Raw genomic sequence first — 21,995 nt, forward strand, 5'->3', positions numbered from 1 at the left:
GGCATGATCCCGGTACCCGCTCGGGCGCGGTGTTACCGGTCGTGCGGGATCTCGGGGCGCGCGACCGGCACGATGGTGATCAAGCTGTCGAGGCCCTTGAAGTCATCGGGGTTGGTGGTGAAGAGAGGAAGTTCTTCGGCGGCCGCGACGGCGGCGATCATCAGGCTATTCCGTGCTACCCCGTGCCGGGCGGGGAGCTGTGGCGCGGGTCGTCGATATCACCGCGCAGTCCTGTCGGCATGGGGGAGCCTCCGCAGGTGAAGGCGCTTGCTCGTGCGGCGACGCGCGGCTCGATGCGATGCAGGACACCCGGGCCACCCTGGTCGCGTAAGCGCCGACGGGGGTCATCGCTCCCGCCGGTAGGGGTCCGTGTACGGCTCCATGGACTGACGGACCTCGTCCCGGACCGGATCCATGAGCGGGCCAGGCGCGTAATAGCGGGCGCGGGCCTTGCCGTGGGGGACGAGCCAGCCGCGGGCGACGAGTTCGCGGATGTCGCGGATGGCTTGCTGGTCGCTGAGGTCGGCGTCCTGCTGGTAGACGGTGCGGCGCAGCTTCGCGTCCGAGAACGCGGGCAGCAGGGCGTAGACGACCCGCTCGTCCAAACCGGCGGCCTCGACGCCTTCGACCAGGCGGGTCCAGGCCCGCGACATGACGTCGAAGCGGCGCTGGGCCTGCTGGGCCTGGCGGTGGTGGGCGGTCAGGCAGAACCGGATCCAGGGCCGGGTGTCCCGCTCCGGACTCCAGCGGGGGCCGCCCACGTCCTCCAGGATCTGGTAGTAGGCGTACGTGTTCTGTCCCCGGCCGAGCCATTCCTCGATGGAGGAGAACTCGGGCGGCATCAGGGCCTCGCGGGAGAAAACGAGAGTGGACAGGGCGCGGGACATGCGTCCGTTGCCGTCCTTCCACGGGTGGATCTTGACGAGGTTGAGGTGGGCCATGGAGGCACGGACGTGGACGGGCGCGTCGAGATCGCCCTCATTGAGCCAGTCGGTGAACTCCGCCATCAGAGCCGGAACGTCCGCCTGGTCCGGGGCGGTGTAGGCGGGGACCAAGGGGTCGTCGGGGCTGGTGACGTAGACGGGGCCGTCGCGCCAGCGGCCGGGGCGTTTGTCGAGGTGGTGGCCCTGGAGCATGAAGTGCAGGCCGTTGAGCAGGCCGGCGTCGTACCGGAAGTCGTCTCCGGCGTCGGCGAGAACCTGGATGTAGGTCATGCCGCGCTGGTAGCCCTCCAGCTCGGCACGCGTCTTCTCCCCGGTCTCCAGGGGTTCCTCACCGGACAGGAGGGCCTCCACGTCATCGACCGTCGCGGCGTATCCCTCGATGGTGTTGGACCCGGCGATCGCGCGGGCGGTGAGGTTGCGGCGCAGCTGGCGGGTCCAGCGCGGGGTGGCCCGGAGCATGTGGCACAGGGAGCGGCGCATGCCCTCGATCTCGTCGAGGGCGCGGCGGTCGTCGGCGTCCAGGACGGGAGTGGCGTACAGCATGATCCAATGACACGATAATTGTGTCATTGGGTCAAGCGTGCGATCTGGCCTGGGTCGAGCGGCGGAGGCTCGAAAGAGGGCCCAAGAATCGGGGCATAAGCGCCATAACAGGCGACAAAACCCGCCGCAGTCGATCCTGCGGCGGGTTGAAAGTTCCCTGTGACCTGCCAAAACATGGCGCCCCCGGCAGGACTCGAACCTGCGGCCAAGCGCTTAGAAGGCGCCTGCTCTATCCACTGAGCTACGGGGGCCGATGGTGACCGGTGGCCGGGAGCCCTGGGTGTGGGCGGAGCCTGGACCATGCCGGGGACAAGGATAGGGCTCCCGGCTCCTCGTCTCCGTTGCTTCGCCGCCGCGCCACGATGTGGAGGTTCAGTGAAGCGGTCCCGATAATCGCAGGCAGGTGCGAATCACGCATCGTTTTTGGCCCCCTCGGTGCCGGGTGTTGTGCACTCGTTATGCCCGCGCCCCCGTGCGCCCCTTCCACCGCCCGGGTTCCCTTGCCACGCAGAAGCGGCCAAACGCTTCAATATGTCGCCAAAATTGGGCATTCTGCCCATGTGGTGACCTTGGAAGTACGGCCTCAGCTTCTCGACGCTCTCTCGGACCTGCGCGACCGCGTCGCCGCTGTGCGCTGTCCGCTCCCGCTGCCAGGTGCGCCGCGCGCCCGGGCGAACCGGGACGAACTGCTCGCGCAGCTCGACGACTACCTGTTGCCGCGCCTGCGCGATCCCGGCGCACCGCTGCTCGCCGTCGTCGGCGGATCCACCGGCGCGGGAAAGTCCACGCTGGTCAACTCGCTGGTCGGGCGGCAGGTCAGTGAGGCCGGCGTCCTGCGGCCCACCACCCGCAACCCGGTCCTCGTGTGCCATCCCGACGACCACCGCTGGTTCGCCGGGCTGCGGGTGCTGCCCGAGCTGACCCGCGTGTGGATGCCGAGACAGGAATCGCCGCACGCCCCGGAGGAGGACGAGGACCGCGCGGCGGAACGCGGGCGGGTCCTGCGCATCGAGACCGCCGAGGCGCTGCCCCCGGGCCTCGCGCTGCTCGACGCCCCCGACATCGACTCGCTCGTCGCCCACAACCGGGTCCTCGCCGCCGAGCTGATCTGCGCCGCCGACATCTGGATCATGGTGACCACCGCCTCCCGGTACGCCGACGCCGTCCCCTGGCATCTGCTGCGCACCGCCAAGGAGCAGGACGCGACCCTCGTCACCGTCCTGGACCGGGTGCCGCACCAGGTCCTCGCCGACGTCTCCCGGCGGTACGGCGCGCTGCTCACCAAGGCCGGACTCGGCGAGGTGCCCCGCTTCACCGTGCCCGAACTGCCCGAGTCCACCGGGGGCGGGGGACCGCTGCCCGCGACCGCCGTCGCCCCGTTGCGCGCCTGGCTCAGCCACCAGGCCGCCGACCCCTCCGCCCGCAACCGCACCCTGGCCCGTACGGCGCGCGGCGCGCTCGGCTCGCTGCGCCGCCGGATGCCGGAGATCGCCTCCGCCGTCGCCGCGCAGTACGCCGCCTCCGTACGCCTGGTCGCCGCCGTCGAGGAGGCGCACGCGGCCGAGCACGCCCGGCTGCACGAGCGGCTGCAGGACGGGGCCGTACTGGCCGGGGACGCGCTCAAGCGCTGGTACGCGTATCCCGTGGACTGCAGCCCGGCCGAACTCCTCGACGCCCTCGTCGACAGTCTCGGCGCCCTCCTGCTGTGCGCCTCCGCCGCCGCCGACGAGCACATCGACGAACGCTGGCGCCGCGAGCCCGCCGCCCGCGCCCCCGAACTGGCCTCGCCGGTACGGGAATGGGGCGGCGGCACGGTCGACCACCGGGTGGGCGTCGCCGTACGAAGGTGGCGGCGCGTCGTCGAGGAGTACGCCGAGGACGAGGTGCGAGCGCTCGACCACACCACCGCCCCCGACCCGGAGACCGTCACCGCGCTGCTGGTCACGGCCCTGCTCGGCGGCCGGCGCGGCGGCGTCGCGGGGGAGCAGCTGGCCGACCGCATCGGCGCCGAGGCCGCCGTACGGCTGCGGGACCGGGGCGGGGAACTCCTCGGCGAATGCCTGGACCGGGTCCTGAGCGCCGAACGTGACCGGCGTCTGGCCCCCCTCGACGCTCTGGGCCTGCGCGCGGAGCCGCAGGCGGAACTGATCGCGGCGCTGTCCGTGCTGGAAAAGGAGAAGGAGAGGTGAACGCGGTGAGCACCGCGACCAACACCACCGGAACGACCGAGACAGCCGGGCCCACCGAACCGACCGTGGTCGCCGCGGCGGGGGAAGCCGTGGCGGCGACCGACGCGTCCGACGCCTCCGATGCCGTCGGGGCCGACCACGAGGCCCGAGGCGGCGCGGACGGCGCGCAGGATAGCCGAGGCGGCGCGCCGGACGGCGCCCGCGCGGACCAAGGTGCTGACGGCCTCGCAGAGGAGGGCACGGGTCTCTCGGCGACCGCCGGGACCCCGCCGCCCGCCGCCGTCCCCGTCGCCTCCATCTGCCCCGGCCTCCCCGCCCCGTCCGTTCCCGGGCAGGGGCAGGGGCAGGGGCAGGGGCAGGGGCAGGGCGTCCCCGGGCTCGTCCTTCCCGCCGCACCCGTCCTCGTCTACACGCGTGGTGTCGTCCCCGCCCCCGGTGGCGAACCGGAGACAGTGCCTCGTACGGAGCGGTCGGGCCCCTCGCCCCAGGCACCGGAGGACGAGGAGCACGAGGAGCGCGCGGAGGCCCGCGAGGAAGCGGACGCGGACGGGGGCGAGGACGGGGGCCGGGCGCCGGAAGGCTCCCCGGCGCCCGCCGCCGGGAAGGACGAGGAAAGCGGCGGCACGGGGGAGTCGGCGGACGCTACGGAGGACGGCTCCGGTGCGCGTGGGACGGCCGCCGTCCCGGCCGCCGCGCTCGATGACGGGCTCATCGCGCGCCGTGGCCGGCGTACCGAGCGGGCCCCCGCCCCGGAAGCGGTCGCGCCGCTCGCGGTTCCCGCCGAGATCGCCACCGGCGTGTGTCCGCCCCCGCCCGCGCGGGGCGCCGCGCACACCGAGGTCGCCGGGTTCCGCGAAGGGCCCCTGCGCGAACGGCTCGACGCGCTGCGCGAACTCGTCGGGCTGTCCCGTGCCCGGCTGGACGAGGAGACGCTCGCCGAGGCCGGACAGGTGCTCGACGAGGCCGCCGCGCGGCGCCGGCTCTCGGGACGGCACACCGTCGTCGCTCTCGCCGGAGCGACCGGAAGCGGCAAGTCCACGCTGTTCAACTCCCTCGCCGGGGTGAACATCTCCGACACCGGCGTACGGCGCCCCACGACCTCCGCGCCCCTCGCTTGCAGCTGGACGGACGGGGCGGCCGGACTGCTGGACCGGCTCGGTGTCCCCGGACGGCTGCGCCGACGGCCCGTACAGGGGCCGGACGGGGAGGGGGAGCTGAGCGGGCTCGTCCTCATCGACCTGCCCGACCACGACTCCGCCGCCGTCGAGCACCGCGCCCAGGTGGACCGCATCCTCGGCCTCGTGGACGCCGTGATCTGGGTCGTGGACCCGGAGAAGTACGCGGATGCCGTCCTGCACGAGCGCTACCTGCGGCCCATGGCCGGACACGCCGAAGTCTCCTTCGTCGTGCTCAACCAGATCGACCGGCTGCCCGGGGAGGCCGCCGACCTCGTCCTCGACGATCTGCGCCGGCTCCTCGACGAGGACGGGATCGCTCTCGGCGAGCACGGCGAACCGGGGGCCACCGTGCTCGCGCTGTCCGCCCTCACCGGTGAGGGCGTCGGGGAACTGCGCGAGGAACTCGGCCGGTTCGTCGGCGAACGGCGGGCCGCCGCCCGGCGGGTCGCCGCCGATCTCGACCTCGTCGCGGCCCGGCTGCGCCCCGTGTACGCCGCCGGCCGGCGCGCCGGACTCAGCGAGGACGCCCGCGACGAGTTCGCCGACCGGCTCGCGGAGGCGGTCGGCGCCGCAGCGGCCGGAGAGGCCGCGGAACGCGCGTGGCGCAGGAACGCGGGCCGGGCCTGCGGCACGCCGTGGCTGCGGCTGTGGCACTGGTACGAGGGGCGCAGGCGGCCCGAGAACACACCGCCCGCGCCCGAGGCCCCCGCCGAGACGGAGGCCACCGCACGGCAGCGGGTGGAACAGGCGGTACGCACGGTCGGCGAGGAGGCCGCACAGGGGCTGCCCGGCCCCTGGGGCATCGCGGTCCGGGAGGCGGCGGCGCGCGGGGCCCGCGAACTGCCGCAGGCGCTCGACGAGCTGACGGCCGCCGTGGGGGAGCCCTCCGTACGGCCGCCCCGGCCCGCCTGGTGGCCCGTCGCGGTGCTCACCCAGGCGGCCATGACCCTGCTTCAGGTCATCGGCGCGCTGTGGCTGGTCGGCCAGATCGCCGGAGTGCTGTCCCCCAACCTGGGGGTGCCCGTGCTGCTCATGGTCGCCGGGATCGTGGGCGGCCCGTGCGTCGAGTGGTCCTGCCGGATCGCCGCCCGCGGACCGGCCCGCCGCTACGGCACGGACGCCGAACGCTGCCTGCGCGAGGCGGCGGCCGGCTGCGGCCGGGCCAGGGTCCTCGACCCGGTCGCGGCGGAACTGCTGCGGTACGAGGAGGTGCGCGAGCAGTTCGTGCGGGTGGTCGGGGACGGACCGGCCGCCGGCACCGCGGCGGTGCTGCCCGCGCCGCTGGGCGGCTCCCCGGACCGGGGGGACGGGGTGCGGTCGACGGAACCGGAAGGCATCCCCGCACTACTGCGCTGACCGCCCCGTATTGGCAAGTGCCTGACCGCCCCGCGCGGCGAGCGCCGGGACCGAGCACGTGCCGCAAGTGCCGTGCACGGGCAGTGCCTCACTCACACGGGTGAGGCACTGCCCCGTTCACGGCACTTTCCGTGACTGTCTGTCGGTGAGTTATCCACAGGCCCTGCGGGGATCGCCGGAATCGGTCACTCTGTGTGCACGGCATCGGACGGTGCCGGTACGGCAGAGGCAGGCGAGGCGCCGGGAAGCGGCGCGGCAGGGGGAGTGCACGATGAACGAGACGATGGTGACCGTGGTGGGCAACGTCGCGACGACGCCCGTGTTCCGGGAGGTGCCGACCGGGGCGCTCACCCGGTTCAGGCTCGCGGTGACCGCGCGGCGCTGGGACCGCGAGAAGCAGATGTGGCTGGACGGGCACACCAACTTCTTCACCGTGCTGGCCTGGCGCTCCCTGGCGCAGAACCTGGCCGCCTCCCTGTCGGTGGGGGAGCCCGTCGTCGTGCAGGGCAGGCTGCGGGTGCGGGAGGAGGAGCGCGGCGGGCAGCACTGGACCTCGGTGGACATCGACGCGGTCGCAGTCGGCCACGACATGGCCCGCGGCACCTCCGCGTTCCGGCGGGTGCGGCGCACCTCGGAGGACGCAAGGACCGCCGCGGCCGCCGAGGCCGCCGAGGCGGTGGGCCGCCCGGGAGGCCCGGGCGACCCGGTCGACTCCCTGTTCCTCACGGACGAGTCCGCGGGGGCCGCTCCGGACGTGGGCGTGATGAGCAGTCAGGACGAGCCTCCGGCGGGCCAAGGCGCCCCCGGGGCAGCGCAGTCGGCGGCGCCCGCGGGGAAGAGGGCGGCGGCGAGGCCGCGGAGGAAAGCAGCCGGAGCGGCGGTCGGTTAGGCACGCCGAGCGCAGGCGCGGGCCGCCCGGGGGCGGGGCGGGGGCCGGTTCCGGCCGGGCAGCCGTGCGCGCCCGCGCGGTCGCCCGCCGGGGCGCGGCCGACGGCCTGTAGCGAGGTCGGCCGCAGTCGGCCGCCTTGTCGCCCGATCACCGACGCATCCGAACTGCGGCTTATCGGGGCGTCCATGGCGGTGACTTGTCGATACGGGCGGGTCAACGCGCCTGTCGTGGATAACGATTGCGATGCGAACTGGTTGTCAGACGGTATGACTGGGAAGAGAGTGGCGCTCCGTACCTAGGATTCCTGGCGAGGCCCGCGGGGTGTGACCCGCTGCGGCCCATGGGGCACTTGGCACTGAATTCTGCTGGTGGGACCCCACCCCACGATCTGTACGGGTCCTGCCCGGAGGGGAATTACATGTTTTCTGTACGTAGGCGGGGTGCCGCCCGCCTCGCCGCGGCAGCGGTCGTGTCCGGCGTCGTCGCCACCGGTGCGATAGCCGGCGCGGGCGCGGCCGCCGCGGCGGACGAGGCTTCGCAGCACCAGGGAGGTGCCTCCGCCACGCTCGGCGGACTGAGCGACAAGAGCGGCGACGCCGTGATCCACGGCGACCAGGACAAGTCGGTCAAGGCCGGGCTGTTCACGATGGAGGTCGACCAGGGCGGAACGCTCCAGACCTACTGCATCGACATCAACCACCCGACGCAGCCGGACGCGAAGTACCAGGAGACGCCCTGGAGCGGGACGTCCCTCAACACGAACCCGGAAGCCGGCAAGATCCGCTGGATTCTGGAGAACTCGTACCCCCAGGTCAACAACCTGGCCGAGCTGGCCCAGAAGGCCGGTGCGGGCAGCCTGACCGAGAAGACGGCCGCCGCGGGCACCCAGGTCGCCATCTGGCGCTACTCGGACGGCGCGGACGTCGACGCGGTCGACCCGGCCGCCGAGAAGCTCGCCGACTACCTCCAGAAGAGCGCGCAGAACATCGCCGAGCCGAAGTCCTCGCTGACGCTCGACCCGCCGGCCGTCTCCGGCAAGGCGGGCGAGAAGCTCGGACCGGTCACCGTGCACACCAACGCGGGCAGCGCCGGCCTGGAGGCCTCCGCCGACGCCGCGGGCGCCGGGGTCAAGATCGTCGACAAGGACGGCAAGCCCGTCACCTCGGCGGCCGACGGCAGCCAGCTCTTCTTCGACGTGCCGGCCGGTGCGGCGCCCGGTTCGGCCGCGCTGACCGTGCGCGCCACCACGACCGTCCCGGTCGGCCGGGCCTTCGCCTCGGACACCCGCAGCCAGACGCAGATCCTGGCCGGCTCCAGCGAGTCGACCGTCTCCGCCCAGGCCACCGCGAACTGGGCCGAGAAGGGCGCCATCCCCGCCGTCTCGGCGGAGAAGAACTGCGCCAAGAACGGCGTGGACGTGACCGCGAGCAACCAGGGCGACAAGCCGTTCACCTTCGAGCTGGCCGGTCAGCAGCACACCGTGGAGGCCGGTAAGACGGCCACCGTCACGGTGCCGGTGAAGGAGGACGAGACCTACGACTTCACCATCACCGGGCCGAACGGTTTCCAGAAGGAGATCAAGGGCGTTCTCGACTGCAAGGTCGCGTCCGCCGGCGGCGAGAGCGTGAAGGGCGAGCAGTCGCCGATGCCGAGCGCATCCCCGGCGGGCTCCGGCTCCGGCAGCGACTCCGGCAAGGGCGGCGACCTCGCCGCGACCGGTGGCTCCAGCGCGACCCCGGTCATCGCCGGTGTGGCCGTCGTGCTCGTCGTCCTCGGCGGCGGCACCGTGTTCTTCCTCAAGCGGAGGAAGACGGCGTAACCGCAGTACCAGGAGTCGGCTCACCAGCAGCCGACACCACTGAGCGCACCGCACCCGGTGCGTTCGGTGACGAGGCCGGGGCCCGGACGTACCGGGCTTCCGGCCTCGTGCCGCTTGTGCGCCCGCCGCGTGGCGGCGCTGCGCACGGGTACCCCCGGGGGGAACCCGTTTTCGCCCCAGCCCCGTGGTACGGCAAGATGGATGCATCTGCCCGCACGCGGCGGAGCCCTTTTACGACACTGTCAGATCCACGACTGCCGGACGGTTTCTCTTGGCTGAGTACATCTACACCATGCGCAAGACGCGCAAGGCGCACGGCGACAAGGTCATCCTTGACGACGTGACGCTGAGCTTCCTGCCGGGCGCGAAGATCGGTGTCGTGGGCCCCAACGGCGCCGGCAAGTCGACCGTGCTCAAGATCATGGCCGGTCTTGAGCAGCCCTCGAACGGTGACGCGTTCCTCTCGCCCGGCCACAGCGTCGGCATCCTGCTCCAGGAGCCCCCGCTCGACGAGACCAAGACGGTCCTGGAGAACGTCCAGGACGGCGTCGCCGAGACCATGGGCAAGCTCAAGCGGTTCAACGAGATCGCCGAACTCATGGCGACCGACTACTCCGACGCGCTGCTGGAGGAGATGGGCAAGCTCCAGGAGGACCTGGACCACGCCAACGCCTGGGACCTCGACGCGCAGCTCGAACAGGCCATGGACGCCCTCGGCTGCCCGCCCGGCGACTGGCCCGTCGTGAACCTCTCCGGTGGCGAGAAGCGCCGCGTCGCGCTCTGCAAGCTGCTGCTGGAAGCCCCCGACCTGCTGCTGCTCGACGAGCCCACCAACCACCTCGACGCCGAGTCGGTGAACTGGCTGGAGCAGCACCTCGCCAAGTACGAGGGCACCGTCGTGGCCATCACCCACGACCGGTACTTCCTCGACAACGTCGCCGAGTGGATCCTCGAACTCGACCGGGGCCGCGCCATCGGCTACGAGGGCAACTACTCGACGTACCTGGAGACGAAGCAGACCCGTCTCAAGGTCGAGGGCGCCAAGGACCAGAAGCGCGCCAAGCGGCTCAAGGAAGAGCTGGAGTGGGTGCGCTCCAACGCCAAGGGCCGGCAGGCCAAGTCCAAGGCGCGCCTGGCCCGTTACGAGGAGATGGCCGCCGAGGCGGAGAAGACCAGGAAGCTGGACTTCGAGGAGATCCAGATCCCGCCGGGCCCGCGTCTGGGCAGCATCGTCGTCGAGGTCGACCACCTCAACAAGGCCTTCGGCGAGAAGGTCCTCATCGACGACCTGTCCTTCACCCTCCCGCGCAACGGCATCGTCGGCGTGATCGGCCCCAACGGCGCCGGCAAGACCACGCTGTTCAAGATGCTCCAGGGCTTCGAGGACGCGGACTCCGGGAGCATCAAGGTCGGCGAGACCGTCCAGATCTCCTACGTCGACCAGAACCGCTCCAACATCGACCCGAAGAAGACGCTGTGGGAGGTCGTGTCCGACGGGCTCGACTACATCAACGTCGGCCAGGTCGAAATGCCCTCGCGCGCCTACGTCTCCGCGTTCGGCTTCAAGGGCCCCGACCAGCAGAAGCCGGCCGGGGTGCTCTCCGGCGGCGAGCGCAACCGCCTCAACCTCGCGCTCACCCTCAAGCAGGGCGGCAACCTGCTGCTCCTCGACGAACCGACCAACGACCTCGACGTCGAGACCCTGTCCTCGCTGGAGAACGCGCTGCTGGAGTTCCCCGGCTGCGCCGTGGTCGTCTCCCACGACCGGTGGTTCCTGGACCGCGTCGCGACGCACATCCTCGCCTACGAGGGCGACTCCAAGTGGTTCTGGTTCGAGGGCAACTACGAGTCGTACGAGAAGAACAAGATCGAGCGGCTCGGCGCCGACGCGGCCCGCCCGCACCGCGCCACCTACAAGAAGCTCACCCGGGGCTGAGCGGCGATGGCGCGACACCTCTACCAGTGCCCGCTGCGCTGGGCCGACATGGACGCCTTCGGGCACGTCAACAACGTGGTCTTCCTCCGTTACCTGGAGGAGGCCCGTATCGACTTCATGTTCCGGCTCAAGCCGGAGGGCGACGGACCGTCCTTCTCGGGCGGCTCGGTCGTCGCCCGGCACGAGATCGACTACCTGCGGCCCCTGGTGCACCGGCACGCGCCGGTCACCGTCGAGTCCTGGGTCACGCAGCTGCGTGCCGCGTCCCTGACCATCGCCTACGAGGTCAAGGACCCGGAGACGGCCGGGCGGCCGGAAGAGGTGTACGCGCGGGCCTCGACCGTCGTCGTGCCCTACGACCTCCAGGCGCAGCGCCCCCGGCGGATCACCGCCTACGAGCGCGAGTACCTGGAGAAGTACCGCGACGACGGCTCCTCACAGACCCTCGCCGTATGAGCACCACCCTGCGCTGCGCCGACCCGGGGGAGGCCGCCGACCTGGCGGCCTTCCTCGGCCGGCTGCTGCACTACGACAAGGCCGCCGCCGTCCGCCTCCGGGGCAGCGGCGCGACCCTCGCCGTCTTCGGCCGCCCCCCGTCCTTCGAGGTCCTCGCGATCCGGACGGTCCGGCTCGAAGAACGCGCCCCGGGCGGGGCAGCGGACGAGATCGACGTCACCGTGTCCGCCGGGGACCTCCTGGAGGCCGTCGACGAGGCCACCGCCTCCCTCACCGTGCCCGCCGCCGTCACCGGGCCGCCCTGGGCCGGGCTGCTGCCCCCGCGCGGCGGCTGGCGCCGCGAACCGGTGCCGCTGCTGCCGCAGGCCGTACGCGCCGCCGTCTCCGCCGCCGTCACCGAGTTCCGCACCCGCATGGAACGGCTCGCCCCGCCCGGCCGCACCCGCGGCGAACTCGACCGCATCGGACGGGAGGTGTGGTCGCGCACCGTGGGCGACACGAGCCTGCCGGTACGCGCCGCGCACGCCGCGCACTCCCTCGGCTTCCTGCGCCCCCACCGGCCGCAGACCGGGGGCGCCGTCTCCCGCGCCGCCGCGAGCCCGCAGACCGGCGCCGACGAACAACTCGCGCTGTACTCCTCGGGGCCCTGGCTGCGCCTGCACACGCCCTACGGCTCGATCGCCGTACGCCGCTCCGGGCTCGGCGGCCTCAGCGTCACCCCGCGCGGCTGAACCCCGCCGGGTCGAACGCCCCGGCCCACCCGCCCGGTTGACGGCTCACTCCGCCCGGTTGACCATCGAGGCCGCCGCGTACGTGAGATACGTCCACAGCGTGCGCTCGTGCTCCTCGGACAGGCCGAGGTCGTCCACCGCCGTACGCATGTGCCGGAGCCAGGCGTCGTGCGCCGCGCGGTCCACCGCGAACGGCGCGTGCCGCATCCGCAGCCTCGGATGGCCCCGGTTGTCGCTGTAGGTGCGCGGACCGCCCCAGTACTGCATGAGGAACAGCGCGAGCCGCTCCTCCGCCGGGCCGAGGTCCTCCTCCGGGTACATCGGGCGCAACAGCGGGTCCTGCGCGACGCCCTGGTAGAAGACGTGCACCAGGCGCCGGAAGGTCGCCTCACCGCCGACCTGCTCGTAGAAGGTCTGCTCCTGAACCGTGCCGTGCGGGATCTCGTTCACCCCACCATCGTCTCAGACGGCCCGGCGGAGGACCTGAGACCTAAGGCCCGGACCCCGGGCCCCGGGACGGAAACCGCCCGCCCCGTCATCGCGTCGCGTACTCGCGCCGGGAGCGCCCGCGCAGGACAGTGGAGGCATGAGCGAGCCGCAGCGCCAGCCGCCAGCAACCGACACCGGACCCGACGGGGAAGCCGAACGCGCCAGGCAGGCCAGGAAGGCCCTGGTGGACGCCCTCCTCGCCGACGGCAGCCTCACCCCGGGCTCCCCCTGGACCGACGCCTTCCGCGCCGTGCCCCGGCACCTGTTCGTCCCCTGGTACTACACCCGGTCCCGGGAGGGCGGATACGAGCGCCTGTGGGGAGAGGACCCGGACGCGCGACGGCGGGAGCGCTGGATCGACGGGGCCTACGCCGACGCCCCCCTCGCGACCCGGCTGCGCGACGGGGAACTCGTCTCCTCCAGCAGCCAGCCCTCCCTCATGGCCCGCATGCTCCGCGACCTCGACGTGCACGAAGGCCACCGGGTCCTGGAGATCGGCGCCGGCACCGGCTACAACGCGGCCCTGCTCAGCCACCGGGTCGGCGACGGACACGTCACCACCGTCGACCTCGACCCGGAGATCACCGAGTCCGCCCGCGCCCACCTCGCACGCGCCGGATACCGCCCGCACGTCGTCACCGGGGACGGCGCCCGCGGCTGGAGAGGCGACGCGCCCTACGACCGGACCGTCGTGACCTGCGCCATCGGGACCCTGCCCCGCGCCTGGCTGGAGCAGAGCGCCCCCGGGGCGCTCGTCCTCGCACCCCTCGCCACCGGCCTGCTCGCCCTGCGGGTGCGCGACGCCGAACACGCCGAGGGCCGGTTCCTGCCCATCCCCGCCTACTTCGTGCCGCTGCGCGGCGGCGACCAGCGGCTGGTCCCCTCGCCCTACCTCGGCGGAGTGCCCCACTGGGCCGCCCGCGACGAGGACTTCCGCTTCCTGCTCGCCCTCACCGTAGGACAGCTCGACCCGCACGAGGCGATGGCGCTGTGGCAGCGCGAGAGACTCCCCGGCCGCGAACGCTTCGGCGTCAGCGTCCGTGGACCGCACCAGTGGGCCTGGCTCGACGAACCCGACGGCCCCTACGCCTGGTCGCTGCCCTAGGAAGCCCGAGAGCCCCAAACGACGGACGGGCCGTACGCCGGGGGCGAGCCCCCTGGCGTACGGCCCGTCCGGGCGCCGTCGGACACGCGCCGCGTCAGTCCCGGCGGATCGTGATCGTCGTCCAGGCGCCGACATGCACCTGATCGCCGTCGGCCAGCGGCACCGTCACGAAGGGCTGGATCGGTTCCTCACCGCCGTTGATCGTCGTGCCGTTGGTCGAGTTCTGGTCCACCACGGCCCAACTGCCGTCATGCTGCTGGGACAGCACCGCGTGCTGGTGCGAGACCCCCGGGTCCTCCGGCGGCACCGACAGATCGATGTCCGGGGTGTCCCCGGTCGAATGCCGGCGACGGCCGATCGTCACCTGGTTCCCCGTCAGCGGCAGATGCTGCTCCGGCGAGTAGGCCGGCATGTTGAGCCCCGCCGCCTCCGGGCCGCTGCGCTGCATCATCGCCATGAAGTAGTCGCGGTCCGGGGCGATCGTCGCCGACCAGGTCCCCGGACCCGCCGGAGCCGAGGGCGGATACTGCGCCGAGGGCGGAGCCACCAGCCAGTCGTCGTCCCCGCCGCCGAACCCGTGCCCGGCACCAGGACCCTGCTGGGTGCCCTGACCGCCGTGCCGGCCGCCCTGCGGAGCGCCCTGCGCGGGCGGAGCGGGCGGATACGACTGCTGCTCACGCTGGTACGGGTCGGGGAAGCCCGGCGGGGCCGGGGCGGGCGGCGGCGCCCCCGCACCGGTCGAGTAGCCGCCCGCCCCCGGATCGCGCGGATCGGGACTGAACGACTCGGCGGGCCGGTTCATCTGCGAGGGCCGCGAAGCCTGGTACTCGTGCGGCTCACGCCCCGGGAAACCACCCGGCGCGCCCGGAGCGCGCGGCGCCGGAGGCACGTACGAGGTCGCCGTGTTGGTCAGGAAGTTCCAGCGGCAGTGCTCACAGAACGGGGCGTTGGCCTCACGCTGCGTACCGCACTGGGGGCACAGCTCCGGCTGCTGCCCCGCACCCTCGCCGGGCTGCGGGTAGCCGTACGGGGGAGCGGGCTGCGGGGAAGGCGGCGGCACAGGTCCGCCCGACCCGGCCATGCGGTGGCCGCAGACCTCGCACCAGTCGTCGGAACCCGACTGGTGTCCGTTCGGGCAGGTCGGCATGTCGGCGCTTCCTCCTCTCCTTCTACTCCGGCCGGGCGGCCGGTCTCACGCAGTCCTTCACGTCTCACGACGGCACACTGCTTCAGTTCTTCACGTTCACTTCTTCACGCGAACCGTCTTCGTCGACCGGGTTTCGAGAGTCATCTCGTCGGCCTCCGCGACCTTCGCCTTCAGTCGCACAGTACCCGCAGGGGCATCCAGCACATCCACCACCTTCGCCAGCAATTTCGCCGTATCGTCATTGCCGGAGGCGTTCGCCAACTGCACCGCGCGGCCCAGTTTCGCCGTCGCCCCGTCCTCGTCACCCGCCTTGCGGGCGTCCAGGCCCTCCTGGATGACATGCGCCAGCTCCGCCTGACCCGTGTAGTGCGCGACCTGCGGGTTCATCGTCGTCGACGCCGCCATGTCGTCCGTCCACACCGCCCGCACCAGGCCCTGCGCCAGCGTCTGCACCCCGCCGTCCGCCTGCGGGACCACCAGCGAGACCCGCGCCGCGAGCATCTCCTGGCCGACACCGGCCGGAGGGACCCGGACACACACGTGGTAGTCGCGCGACTCGTCGCCCCACGAACCCGTCGGATAGTCGCCCGCCCGCGCACCCGCCTCGCTGCGCCGCGCGGTCAGGTCCTCGACGCTCGGTGCGACCTGTTTCACAAAGGCGATCTCCGCGCCCTGCGGCGTCCACAGCCGCAGACCCACGTCCGCGACCTCCTTGCCCATCGCCTTCTCCATGATCCCCGTGAAGTCGGCCGCGAGATGCTGCGGATCGGCCACGATGTCCGCCGTCCCCAGCAGCGCCGAGGCGATCCCCGTGACCTCCTTCACCTCCCAGTCGGTGCCCACACCCCGCGCGTCACACGTGAAACGGCCCGCGCACGCCGCCAGCGTCGCCCGCAGATCCTCCGGCGACTCGTGCTCGTTGCGGCCGTCCGTCAACAGGACCCCGTGCCGGATCGACACCTGCGCCGAGGACAGCAGCCGGTCCGCGAGCCGCAGCCACGTCCCCACCGCCGTACCGCCACCCGCGCTCAGCGAACGCAGGGCCTGCCGCGCCTGCTCCCGGGTCTGCTCGCCCGCCACCGCCAGCCGGCCGCCGCCCGGATAGACCTCCTTCGCGACATGCGTACCCGCGATCACCGCGAAGTGCACCCCGTCGTGCAGCGTGTCGATCGCCGCCGCCGTCGCCGCCCGCGCGTTCTGCATCTTCGTCGGCGGATAGTCCATCGAGCCCGAACAGTCGACCATCAGCGCGACCGCCGCGTCCTGACCCCCCGCCGCCCCCGGGAACGCCCCCGCCGTACCGCCGCCCGTCGACGTCACCGTCACGATCGCGTTGACCTCGCCCGCACCCTCCGGCAGATGGGCGTTCTGGTACACCTCCGCGGAGAACCGCGGCACGGCCGGCTTCGAGAAATTCGCCATCTTGATAAAACCCCCCTTTTTTTGGAGGCTCGGTTCGCCTCCGGGCGCCTCAGTCGGTGTCGGGAGTACGGTCGTGCTCAGCCCTCCTTCGTCGGGCCCGCGCGCGGCCGCACTCCCGACACCGACGCGCCCTTCGGCTCACTCGCCTCTGGAATGCAGGCCGCCTCACTCGCCTGCGGTCGTCGTCGGCGCCGTCCGGAACGGCAGGATCGCCACCGTCACGTTGTCGTGGCCGCCGCCGTCCAGCGCGTGGCCCACCAGGGTCTGCGCGCTGTGCAGCGGGCGGCGCGCCGCGTCCGCCGGGATCACCCCGGCCATCTCCCGCGCGCTCTCCGCGTAGTTCCACAGACCGTCCGTGCACACCACCACGACACCAGGCCGGTCCGGCTTGAAGGAAGCCGTGTGCGGCTCCAGTTCGTACGCGTCCGCGCCCAGCCAGCCCGTGATCGCGTGGGCCCGCTCGTCCGCGTACGCCTCCGCCTCACTCATCAGCCGGGCCGCGACCATCTGCGCCGCCCACGAGTCGTCCTCCGTCAGCCGGTGCGCCGGGGCCTGCGGATCGTCCGGCACCCAGTACACCCTGCTGTCCCCGACCCAGCCCACGACCAGCAGACCCGCCCCCACCACCGCGCCCACCAGCGTGCAGGCCGGGGCGTTCTGCTGCGGACGGTCCGAGACCGGCGGCAGGCCCTGGGCCAGGGAGTTGACCGCCTCCGAGGCCGCCAGGATCGCGTCGTACATGGCCTGCTGCGGATGCGTGCCCTGTGGCAGCGCCGCCATCAGCGAGGCGTCCGCCGCCCGCGCCGCCGCCAGCGAGGCCTCGTCCGGACGGGTCGCCGAGGACACCCCGTCGCACACGATCGCCGTGGCCACCGCCGTACCGTCCGCGAGCGTCGTCGCCGACACCGCGAACGCGTCCTCGTTGCGGTGATGGCGCAGCCCCCGGTCGCTGACCGCCGCGACCGCGCTCAACTCCTGCTCCATGTGATCCCGTTCCCGGGGCTGGGCGTGACCGCAGTGCTCGCAGTACCCGTCCGGGTCGACCTGCCCCGCCCGGCAGGCCACGCACAAGGGCCCCGGCCGCGCGGGAGAGGGCACGGCCGTCCGCGGATCGGCCGGGGCGCCGGACGCCGGTGACGGGGGCGGCGCGGCGGGCGGCGCGGCCGGGGACGGAGGCGGCGCCGGGACGGCCGCGCCCGGTGCGGGCAGCGCGTAGTCCTCGCCCCCGCCCGGTCCGTCCGGTCCGTCCGGTCCGTCCGGTCCGTCCGGTCCGTCCGGCGGCTCCGGATGGCCGGCCGGAAGCTCCGTGCCGTCCGAGGCCGTACCGCGCACGTCGGTACCCCGGTGCACGGGCGCCGGCCTGCCCTCGCTGTCCGCCTCGCGCGCGGCCGGCCAGGCCTCGGCCCGGCCCACCCCCGCGCCCGCCTGTGCCGGCGCGCCGCCGGGAGCCTGCGCCGGGGGCCTGGGCACCGCCGACAGGTCGTATCCGCAGGCCCCGCAGAACAAGTCCCCCTCGTCGAGGGACTCCTCACAGTTGGGGCACGCGGAAAGCTGGTGCATCTGCGACATCAATCACACCCACGTCCGGGGGCGGAGGCGGTTCGCCCGCTCCACCAGTTCGATCCGCTCCTCGCCACTGCGGGCGAGCCTGGCCAGGGTCCGGTACGCGCGTTCCAGACCGAAGCGCAGCCCGCGCTCGTCGAGCGCGCAGCCGAGCAGGGTCCCCGCGGTTCCCGCACCAGTGCCGGACGGTGCCACAGCGGCACCGCCCACCGCGGTCCCGCCGCCCGCCTGGCCCGGGGCGCCGCCTGTCGCGAAGCCGCCGGAGGCGGAACCGGACGGGGCACCGCGATTCCCCGAGAGTACCCAGTCCAGAGCCGTGCCCAGCACCTCGGTGGTCAGCAACTCCTTGCGCACGGCGTCCAGACCGGCCGCCTCCAGCGCCTCCACCTGCCGCGCCGCCGCCCGCAGATCGTCCAGCAGGGGCTCGTGCGCCACCCTGCCCCGCAAACGGGCGCGGACCGCCGCCGTCCGCGCCGCCGTGCAGTGGATCGACACCTCGGGCACCGACTCCAGGGCCCGCACCGCCGCACGCCGGTCACCCGCCGCGAGATGCACCCGGGCCAGCCCGAAGGCCGCGCTCACAAAACCGGGGTCTGTCACCCAGACGAGGCGGTAGTACTCCGCCGCGTTGTCCAACTGCCCCAGCTCCTCGGCGCACAGGCCCAGGGCCAGCTTCGGCGCGGGCTCGCCCGGGAACGCGTCGTACACCGCGTCGAAGGCCAGCGCCGCGTTCTCCCGGTCACCGCCCACGAGCGAGGTCACCCCCCGGTACCAGACCACCCGCCAGTCGTCCGGATACCGCGACTCCAGGTCCGCGAGGGACTGCGCCGCCGAACCCGTCTGCCCCAGGTCCAGCCGCGCCCGCAGCTCACGCAGCCGCACCTCCAGGGACTCCCCGGGCGCCGCGCGCAGGGCGCTGATCAGCTCGGCGGGCGCCGAGGCCATCAGGCCCGCCAGGAAACCCGCGTTCGGATCGCCCGGGTCCACCCGGGGCACCGGCAGCGCCAGCGCCGTACGCGTCGGGTCGAGCGCCCGCAGCGCGCCCGCCGCGCCGCTCTCCGTCGCCGGGGCGGGGGAGGAGGGGGCGGACGCGGCCGGGGCGGACACGAGCGCGGAGCCGGCCTGACCGGGCGCCGTCCCCGGCGCACCCGGAGCGCCGAAACCCGTCCCGAGCGCCTGCGGCTGCGCGCCCGCGGCCGGCAGCGCCGCGGAGAACCCGCCCTGCGCCTGCTCCGGCAGCCCCGCGCCCACCGCGCTCACCGGGCCCGCGCCCGCGAGTGCCGCGCGTCGTGCCCGGCGGCCCTGCGGCGCCGAACGCAGCCCCAGCCGCGAGACCCCGGCGCCCGCCGGGACGAACAGCTCGGTGTCCGCGACCCCCAGCTCCGGGCCGAACAGCGTGGACAGCGCGGGGCGCGGCCGGTCCGTCTGGAGCGCCACGACCTCCCGCAGCACGCCCGTCAGCTGCTCCGACATCTCCTGCGCCGAGCCGAACCGCCGCGCCGGATCGGGGTCGGTGGCCCGCACCAGCAGCCGGTAGAAGGACTCGTAGGCGCGGAACACCTCGATGTGGTCCGGGTCCGGCAGGCTGTCCGCGTACACCGTCGTGTAGCCCTGGAAGTCGAAGGTCAGCACCGCGAGGGTACGGGCCACCGTGTACAGGTCCGAGGCCACCGACGGGCCCACCTCGGCGACCTCGGGCGCCTGGTAGCCGACCGTGCCGTAGATCGCGGACTCCTCGTCGTCCATCCGGCGCACCGCGCCCATGTCGATGAGCTTGAGCTGGTCCTCCGTCTGGATCGCGTTGTCGACCTTGAAGTCGCAGTACAGCAGCGAACGGCTGTGCAGATGGCCCAGCGCGTCGAGCGCCTCGATACCGAAGGCGCAGGCCTGCTCCACCGGCAGCGGATCACGCAGACCCGCCGCGTTCCTGCGCGCGTTGGCGATCTCCTTGAGCGACTTCCCGCCGACGTACTCCATGACGATGTAGCCGTCGAGGGACCCCGTGCGCTGGTCCAGGTGCTCCACGAAGTTGTAGATCCGCACGATGTTGGAGTGCTCGATCTCGGCGAGGAAGCGGCGCTCCGAGATGGCCGCCGCCATCGCGTCCTGGTCTCCCGTGTCCAGCAGGCCCTTGAGCACCACCCAACGGTCCGACACCGCCCGGTCTATCGCGAGGTACACCCAGCCCAGGCCGCCGTGCGCGAGGCAGCCCACGACCTCGTACTGCCCGTGCACGATCGTGCCCCGCGTCAGCTTCGGCACGAAGGAGTACGGGTGGCCGCACTTCGTGCAGAAGCCCTCCGTACGGCCCGGCCTGCCGCCGCGCGAACGGCCCACCGGCGCCCCGCAGTCACCGCGCGAGCAGAACCGCTTGCGCTCGGGCACCTCCGGGTTCTCCTGCACGACCTGGCGCGGATCGGGGCGCGGCACCGGCGGCACCGTCACCAGACCCGCGCCCAGCCGGCCGCGCGCCGAGGCCCCCGAACCGGTGCCCGCGCTGCGCGCCGTGACCGAACGCGAGGCCACCCGGCCGGAGAGCCGCGCCGACACCGAACGCCGCGAGGACTTCGAGGACTTCGAGGAACGGGAGGAGCGCGAGGAGTGCGAGGAGTGGGTGGCGGCGGACGCCGACCCGGCGGACCCGGAGCCCGCACGCGCGCCCGCGCCCCCTCGGGCCGAGGCGCCCGTGAGCCCGGTCGGCGGTGAGGCGATCAGCCCGTCGGGCGAGACGACCGGCGCCAGACCGCAGGTGCCGCAGTACAGCTCGCCGCCGCCCATGTCCTCGTACGCGCCCTCGCAGCCCGGCCGCTGGCACTGCCGCTCACTCATGTCTCCCCCTGCTCGTGCTGCTCGTGCGGTACGTCATGGCTGCCTCCGGTCCTCGGGGCGGCCGCCGCCCAGGGTCTCGGCCGCCGCGTGCTGGTAGCGCAGGACCGCCTGCTCCGCCGCGCGCAGATCGCAGGGCGCGCTCCACAGCATCCGGCGCGCGAGGTCGTAGCGCTCGACCAGCAGCAGGTCCTCGGCCAGCCCGTGCCGGGCGATCTTCGCCTTGTACGCGTCGAGCCTCCCGCGCAGCTCGGCGCGGATCGCGAGCGGGGCCGCGACCGCCGACAACTGCTCCCGGGCACGAAGCAGTTCCGTCTGCGCTCGGGATTCGAGCGACTCCAGCAGCGGGGACAGCCGGGACCAGTGGCCGCGCCTGCGGTACTCGGCGGCGCGCGCCAGCTCCTCCTGGAGCGCGGTGGGCGGTCCGCTGACCGCCGGGACCTCGGAGGCCGCGATCTTCGCGAGCACCTCGCCGCGCGCCGCCCGCGCCTCCGCGAGGGTCCGGTCGGCGCGCGAGAGCACGTCCCGCAGCGCGAGCAGCCGCTCCTCCGCGTCCTGCCGTACGTCGATGACCGCCTCGATCTCCCGGCGCACCTCGTCCAGGGCGCGGGCCTCCCGGTCGTAGCGGCGGGTGTCGCAACGGCCCGCGCCGGGAGAGGAGGCGCCCTGCGTGGCCTGCCAGAACTCCAGCGGGTCGCTCACCACCTGCTCGCGCAGCGCGGACAGCACCCGCGCGATCCGCTCCAGGTCGTCGCCCGCCGGATGCTCCCCGGGCCGCACGCCCACCGAACGGGCCAGTTCGCGGGTGCGGTGCAGCTCGGCGGAGAGCAGGTCGATACGGGCGGGCAGCGCCGACCACACCGCGTCGGCCGCGATCACCACGTCGAGGGAGCGCGCGTACAGCTCGTTCATCCGCTCGACCAGTTCCTCCAGGCTGAACCGGACGCTGAGCCGGGAGTTGTCCGGGCCGGTCAGCGAGGAGGACAGCCCGCCGGGCGGGCCGGCGGCCGCCGCCTCTCCGGGCACCGTGACGCTCTCGCCCTCCAGCAGCTCCGTCAGCTCCGTCAGGTCCTGGCCGCCGGGCCAGCGACGCCGCGCCCGCAGCGCGCGGGCCTTCGACAGGGCCTCGGTGTACGCGTCGAAGTACGACCACAGCAGCGTGATGGACCGCTCGGTCGCCGCCCAGCGCTCCCGGGTCACCCCGGTCAGCCCGGCGCCTTCGAGCAGCCGCCGCCCCGCGTGGTCCTGGAGCGCCAGCAGCGAGGTCTCGACGGCCTCGTGCTCCGCCGTGCGCCGGGCCAGGGCGCGGTCGACCGCGTCACGGTCCATCACCGCGCCGTCCGGACCGGCGGGAGACGCCGGTGACGTCCCCGGCGATCCGGACGGCCCCTCGGACCGCACC

Annotated in this window: 15 protein-coding genes, 1 tRNA gene and 1 pseudogene; 8 read left to right on the top strand and 9 right to left on the bottom strand. The window is 73.4% G+C overall.

Annotated features, from left to right (window positions below):
• Positions 1-32 precede the first annotated feature (32 nt).
• The 3 genes and pseudogenes from AB0J21_RS07545 to AB0J21_RS07555 all read right to left on the bottom strand — a co-directional run.
• Positions 33-164: pseudogene (locus AB0J21_RS07545) on the bottom strand (VapC toxin family PIN domain ribonuclease); the annotation flags it as partial.
• A 180-nt stretch (positions 165-344) separates the two neighbouring features.
• On the bottom strand, positions 345-1,487 hold the full coding sequence (locus AB0J21_RS07550; RefSeq protein WP_363144909.1) for a Fic family protein: 1,143 nt from the start codon (positions 1,485-1,487) through the stop codon (positions 345-347).
• A gap of 175 nt (positions 1,488-1,662) precedes the next feature.
• Positions 1,663-1,738 (bottom strand) — tRNA-Arg (locus tag AB0J21_RS07555).
• A gap of 309 nt (positions 1,739-2,047) precedes the next feature.
• Between AB0J21_RS07555 and AB0J21_RS07560 the strand changes: the two genes are divergently transcribed.
• The 7 genes from AB0J21_RS07560 to AB0J21_RS07590 all read left to right on the top strand — a co-directional run bounded on the left by AB0J21_RS07560 (position 2,048) and on the right by AB0J21_RS07590 (position 12,041).
• Complete coding sequence (locus AB0J21_RS07560) at positions 2,048-3,676, top strand: dynamin family protein (protein WP_363144910.1); 1,629 nt, start codon at positions 2,048-2,050, stop codon at positions 3,674-3,676.
• Positions 3,673-6,210, top strand: coding sequence for a GTPase (locus tag AB0J21_RS07565; protein ID WP_363144911.1), 2,538 nt, complete (start codon positions 3,673-3,675; stop codon positions 6,208-6,210). Before AB0J21_RS07560 ends, AB0J21_RS07565 begins: the two co-directional genes overlap by 4 nt.
• Before the next feature lie 271 nt (positions 6,211-6,481).
• Positions 6,482-7,099 carry a single-stranded DNA-binding protein gene (locus AB0J21_RS07570; protein WP_363144912.1) on the top strand — a complete coding sequence of 206 codons (618 nt, stop codon included), beginning with the start codon at positions 6,482-6,484 and terminating at the stop codon, positions 7,097-7,099.
• A gap of 418 nt (positions 7,100-7,517) precedes the next feature.
• The gene (locus AB0J21_RS07575) at positions 7,518-8,918 is read left to right on the top strand and encodes a Cys-Gln thioester bond-forming surface protein (protein ID WP_363144913.1); all 1,401 of its coding nucleotides are present in this window, start codon (positions 7,518-7,520) and stop codon (positions 8,916-8,918) included.
• 271 nt (positions 8,919-9,189) lie between these two features.
• A complete protein-coding gene (gene ettA / locus AB0J21_RS07580) occupies positions 9,190-10,854 on the top strand; it encodes an energy-dependent translational throttle protein EttA (protein ID WP_363144914.1) in 1,665 nt (554 codons plus the stop codon).
• A gap of 6 nt (positions 10,855-10,860) precedes the next feature.
• Positions 10,861-11,310, top strand: coding sequence for a thioesterase family protein (locus tag AB0J21_RS07585; RefSeq protein ID WP_363144915.1), 450 nt, complete (start codon positions 10,861-10,863; stop codon positions 11,308-11,310).
• Positions 11,307-12,041 carry a hypothetical protein gene (locus AB0J21_RS07590; RefSeq protein WP_363144916.1) on the top strand — a complete coding sequence of 245 codons (735 nt, stop codon included), beginning with the start codon at positions 11,307-11,309 and terminating at the stop codon, positions 12,039-12,041. The genes AB0J21_RS07585 and AB0J21_RS07590 overlap by 4 nt, the downstream gene beginning before the upstream one ends.
• A 45-nt stretch (positions 12,042-12,086) precedes the next feature.
• Here the strand turns inward: AB0J21_RS07590 and AB0J21_RS07595 are convergent, their stop codons facing one another.
• Complete coding sequence (locus tag AB0J21_RS07595; RefSeq protein WP_363144917.1) at positions 12,087-12,491, bottom strand: globin; 405 nt, start codon at positions 12,489-12,491, stop codon at positions 12,087-12,089.
• 136 nt (positions 12,492-12,627) lie between these two features.
• Here AB0J21_RS07595 and AB0J21_RS07600 point away from each other — a divergent pair, with 136 nt between their 5' ends.
• The gene (locus AB0J21_RS07600) at positions 12,628-13,635 is read left to right on the top strand and encodes a methyltransferase domain-containing protein (protein WP_363144918.1); all 1,008 of its coding nucleotides are present in this window, start codon (positions 12,628-12,630) and stop codon (positions 13,633-13,635) included.
• A gap of 94 nt (positions 13,636-13,729) precedes the next feature.
• On the opposite strand, the gene AB0J21_RS07605 is transcribed toward AB0J21_RS07600, so the two are convergent.
• The 5 genes from AB0J21_RS07605 to AB0J21_RS07625 all read right to left on the bottom strand — a co-directional run bounded on the left by AB0J21_RS07605 (position 13,730) and on the right by AB0J21_RS07625 (position 21,922).
• Positions 13,730-14,782 (bottom strand): FHA domain-containing protein, encoded by a 1,053-nt coding sequence (locus AB0J21_RS07605; RefSeq protein ID WP_363144919.1) that lies wholly within the window; start codon positions 14,780-14,782, stop codon positions 13,730-13,732.
• 96 nt (positions 14,783-14,878) lie between these two features.
• Positions 14,879-16,204 (bottom strand): VWA domain-containing protein, encoded by a 1,326-nt coding sequence (locus tag AB0J21_RS07610; RefSeq protein WP_363144920.1) that lies wholly within the window; start codon positions 16,202-16,204, stop codon positions 14,879-14,881.
• A 165-nt stretch (positions 16,205-16,369) separates the two neighbouring features.
• Positions 16,370-17,773: a PP2C family serine/threonine-protein phosphatase gene (locus AB0J21_RS07615; protein WP_363144921.1), complete on the bottom strand. Its 1,404-nt coding sequence runs from the start codon at positions 17,771-17,773 to the stop codon at positions 16,370-16,372.
• Positions 17,774-17,776: 3 nt separating this feature from the next.
• On the bottom strand, positions 17,777-20,596 hold the full coding sequence (locus AB0J21_RS07620; protein ID WP_363144922.1) for a tetratricopeptide repeat protein: 2,820 nt from the start codon (positions 20,594-20,596) through the stop codon (positions 17,777-17,779).
• 33 nt (positions 20,597-20,629) lie between these two features.
• The gene (locus AB0J21_RS07625; protein ID WP_363144923.1) at positions 20,630-21,922 is read right to left on the bottom strand and encodes a hypothetical protein; all 1,293 of its coding nucleotides are present in this window, start codon (positions 21,920-21,922) and stop codon (positions 20,630-20,632) included.
• Between the last annotated feature and the right edge of the window lie 73 nt (positions 21,923-21,995).

This window comes from Streptomyces sp. NPDC049954, assembly GCF_040656295.1.
Lineage (GTDB): Bacteria > Actinomycetota > Actinomycetes > Streptomycetales > Streptomycetaceae > Streptomyces.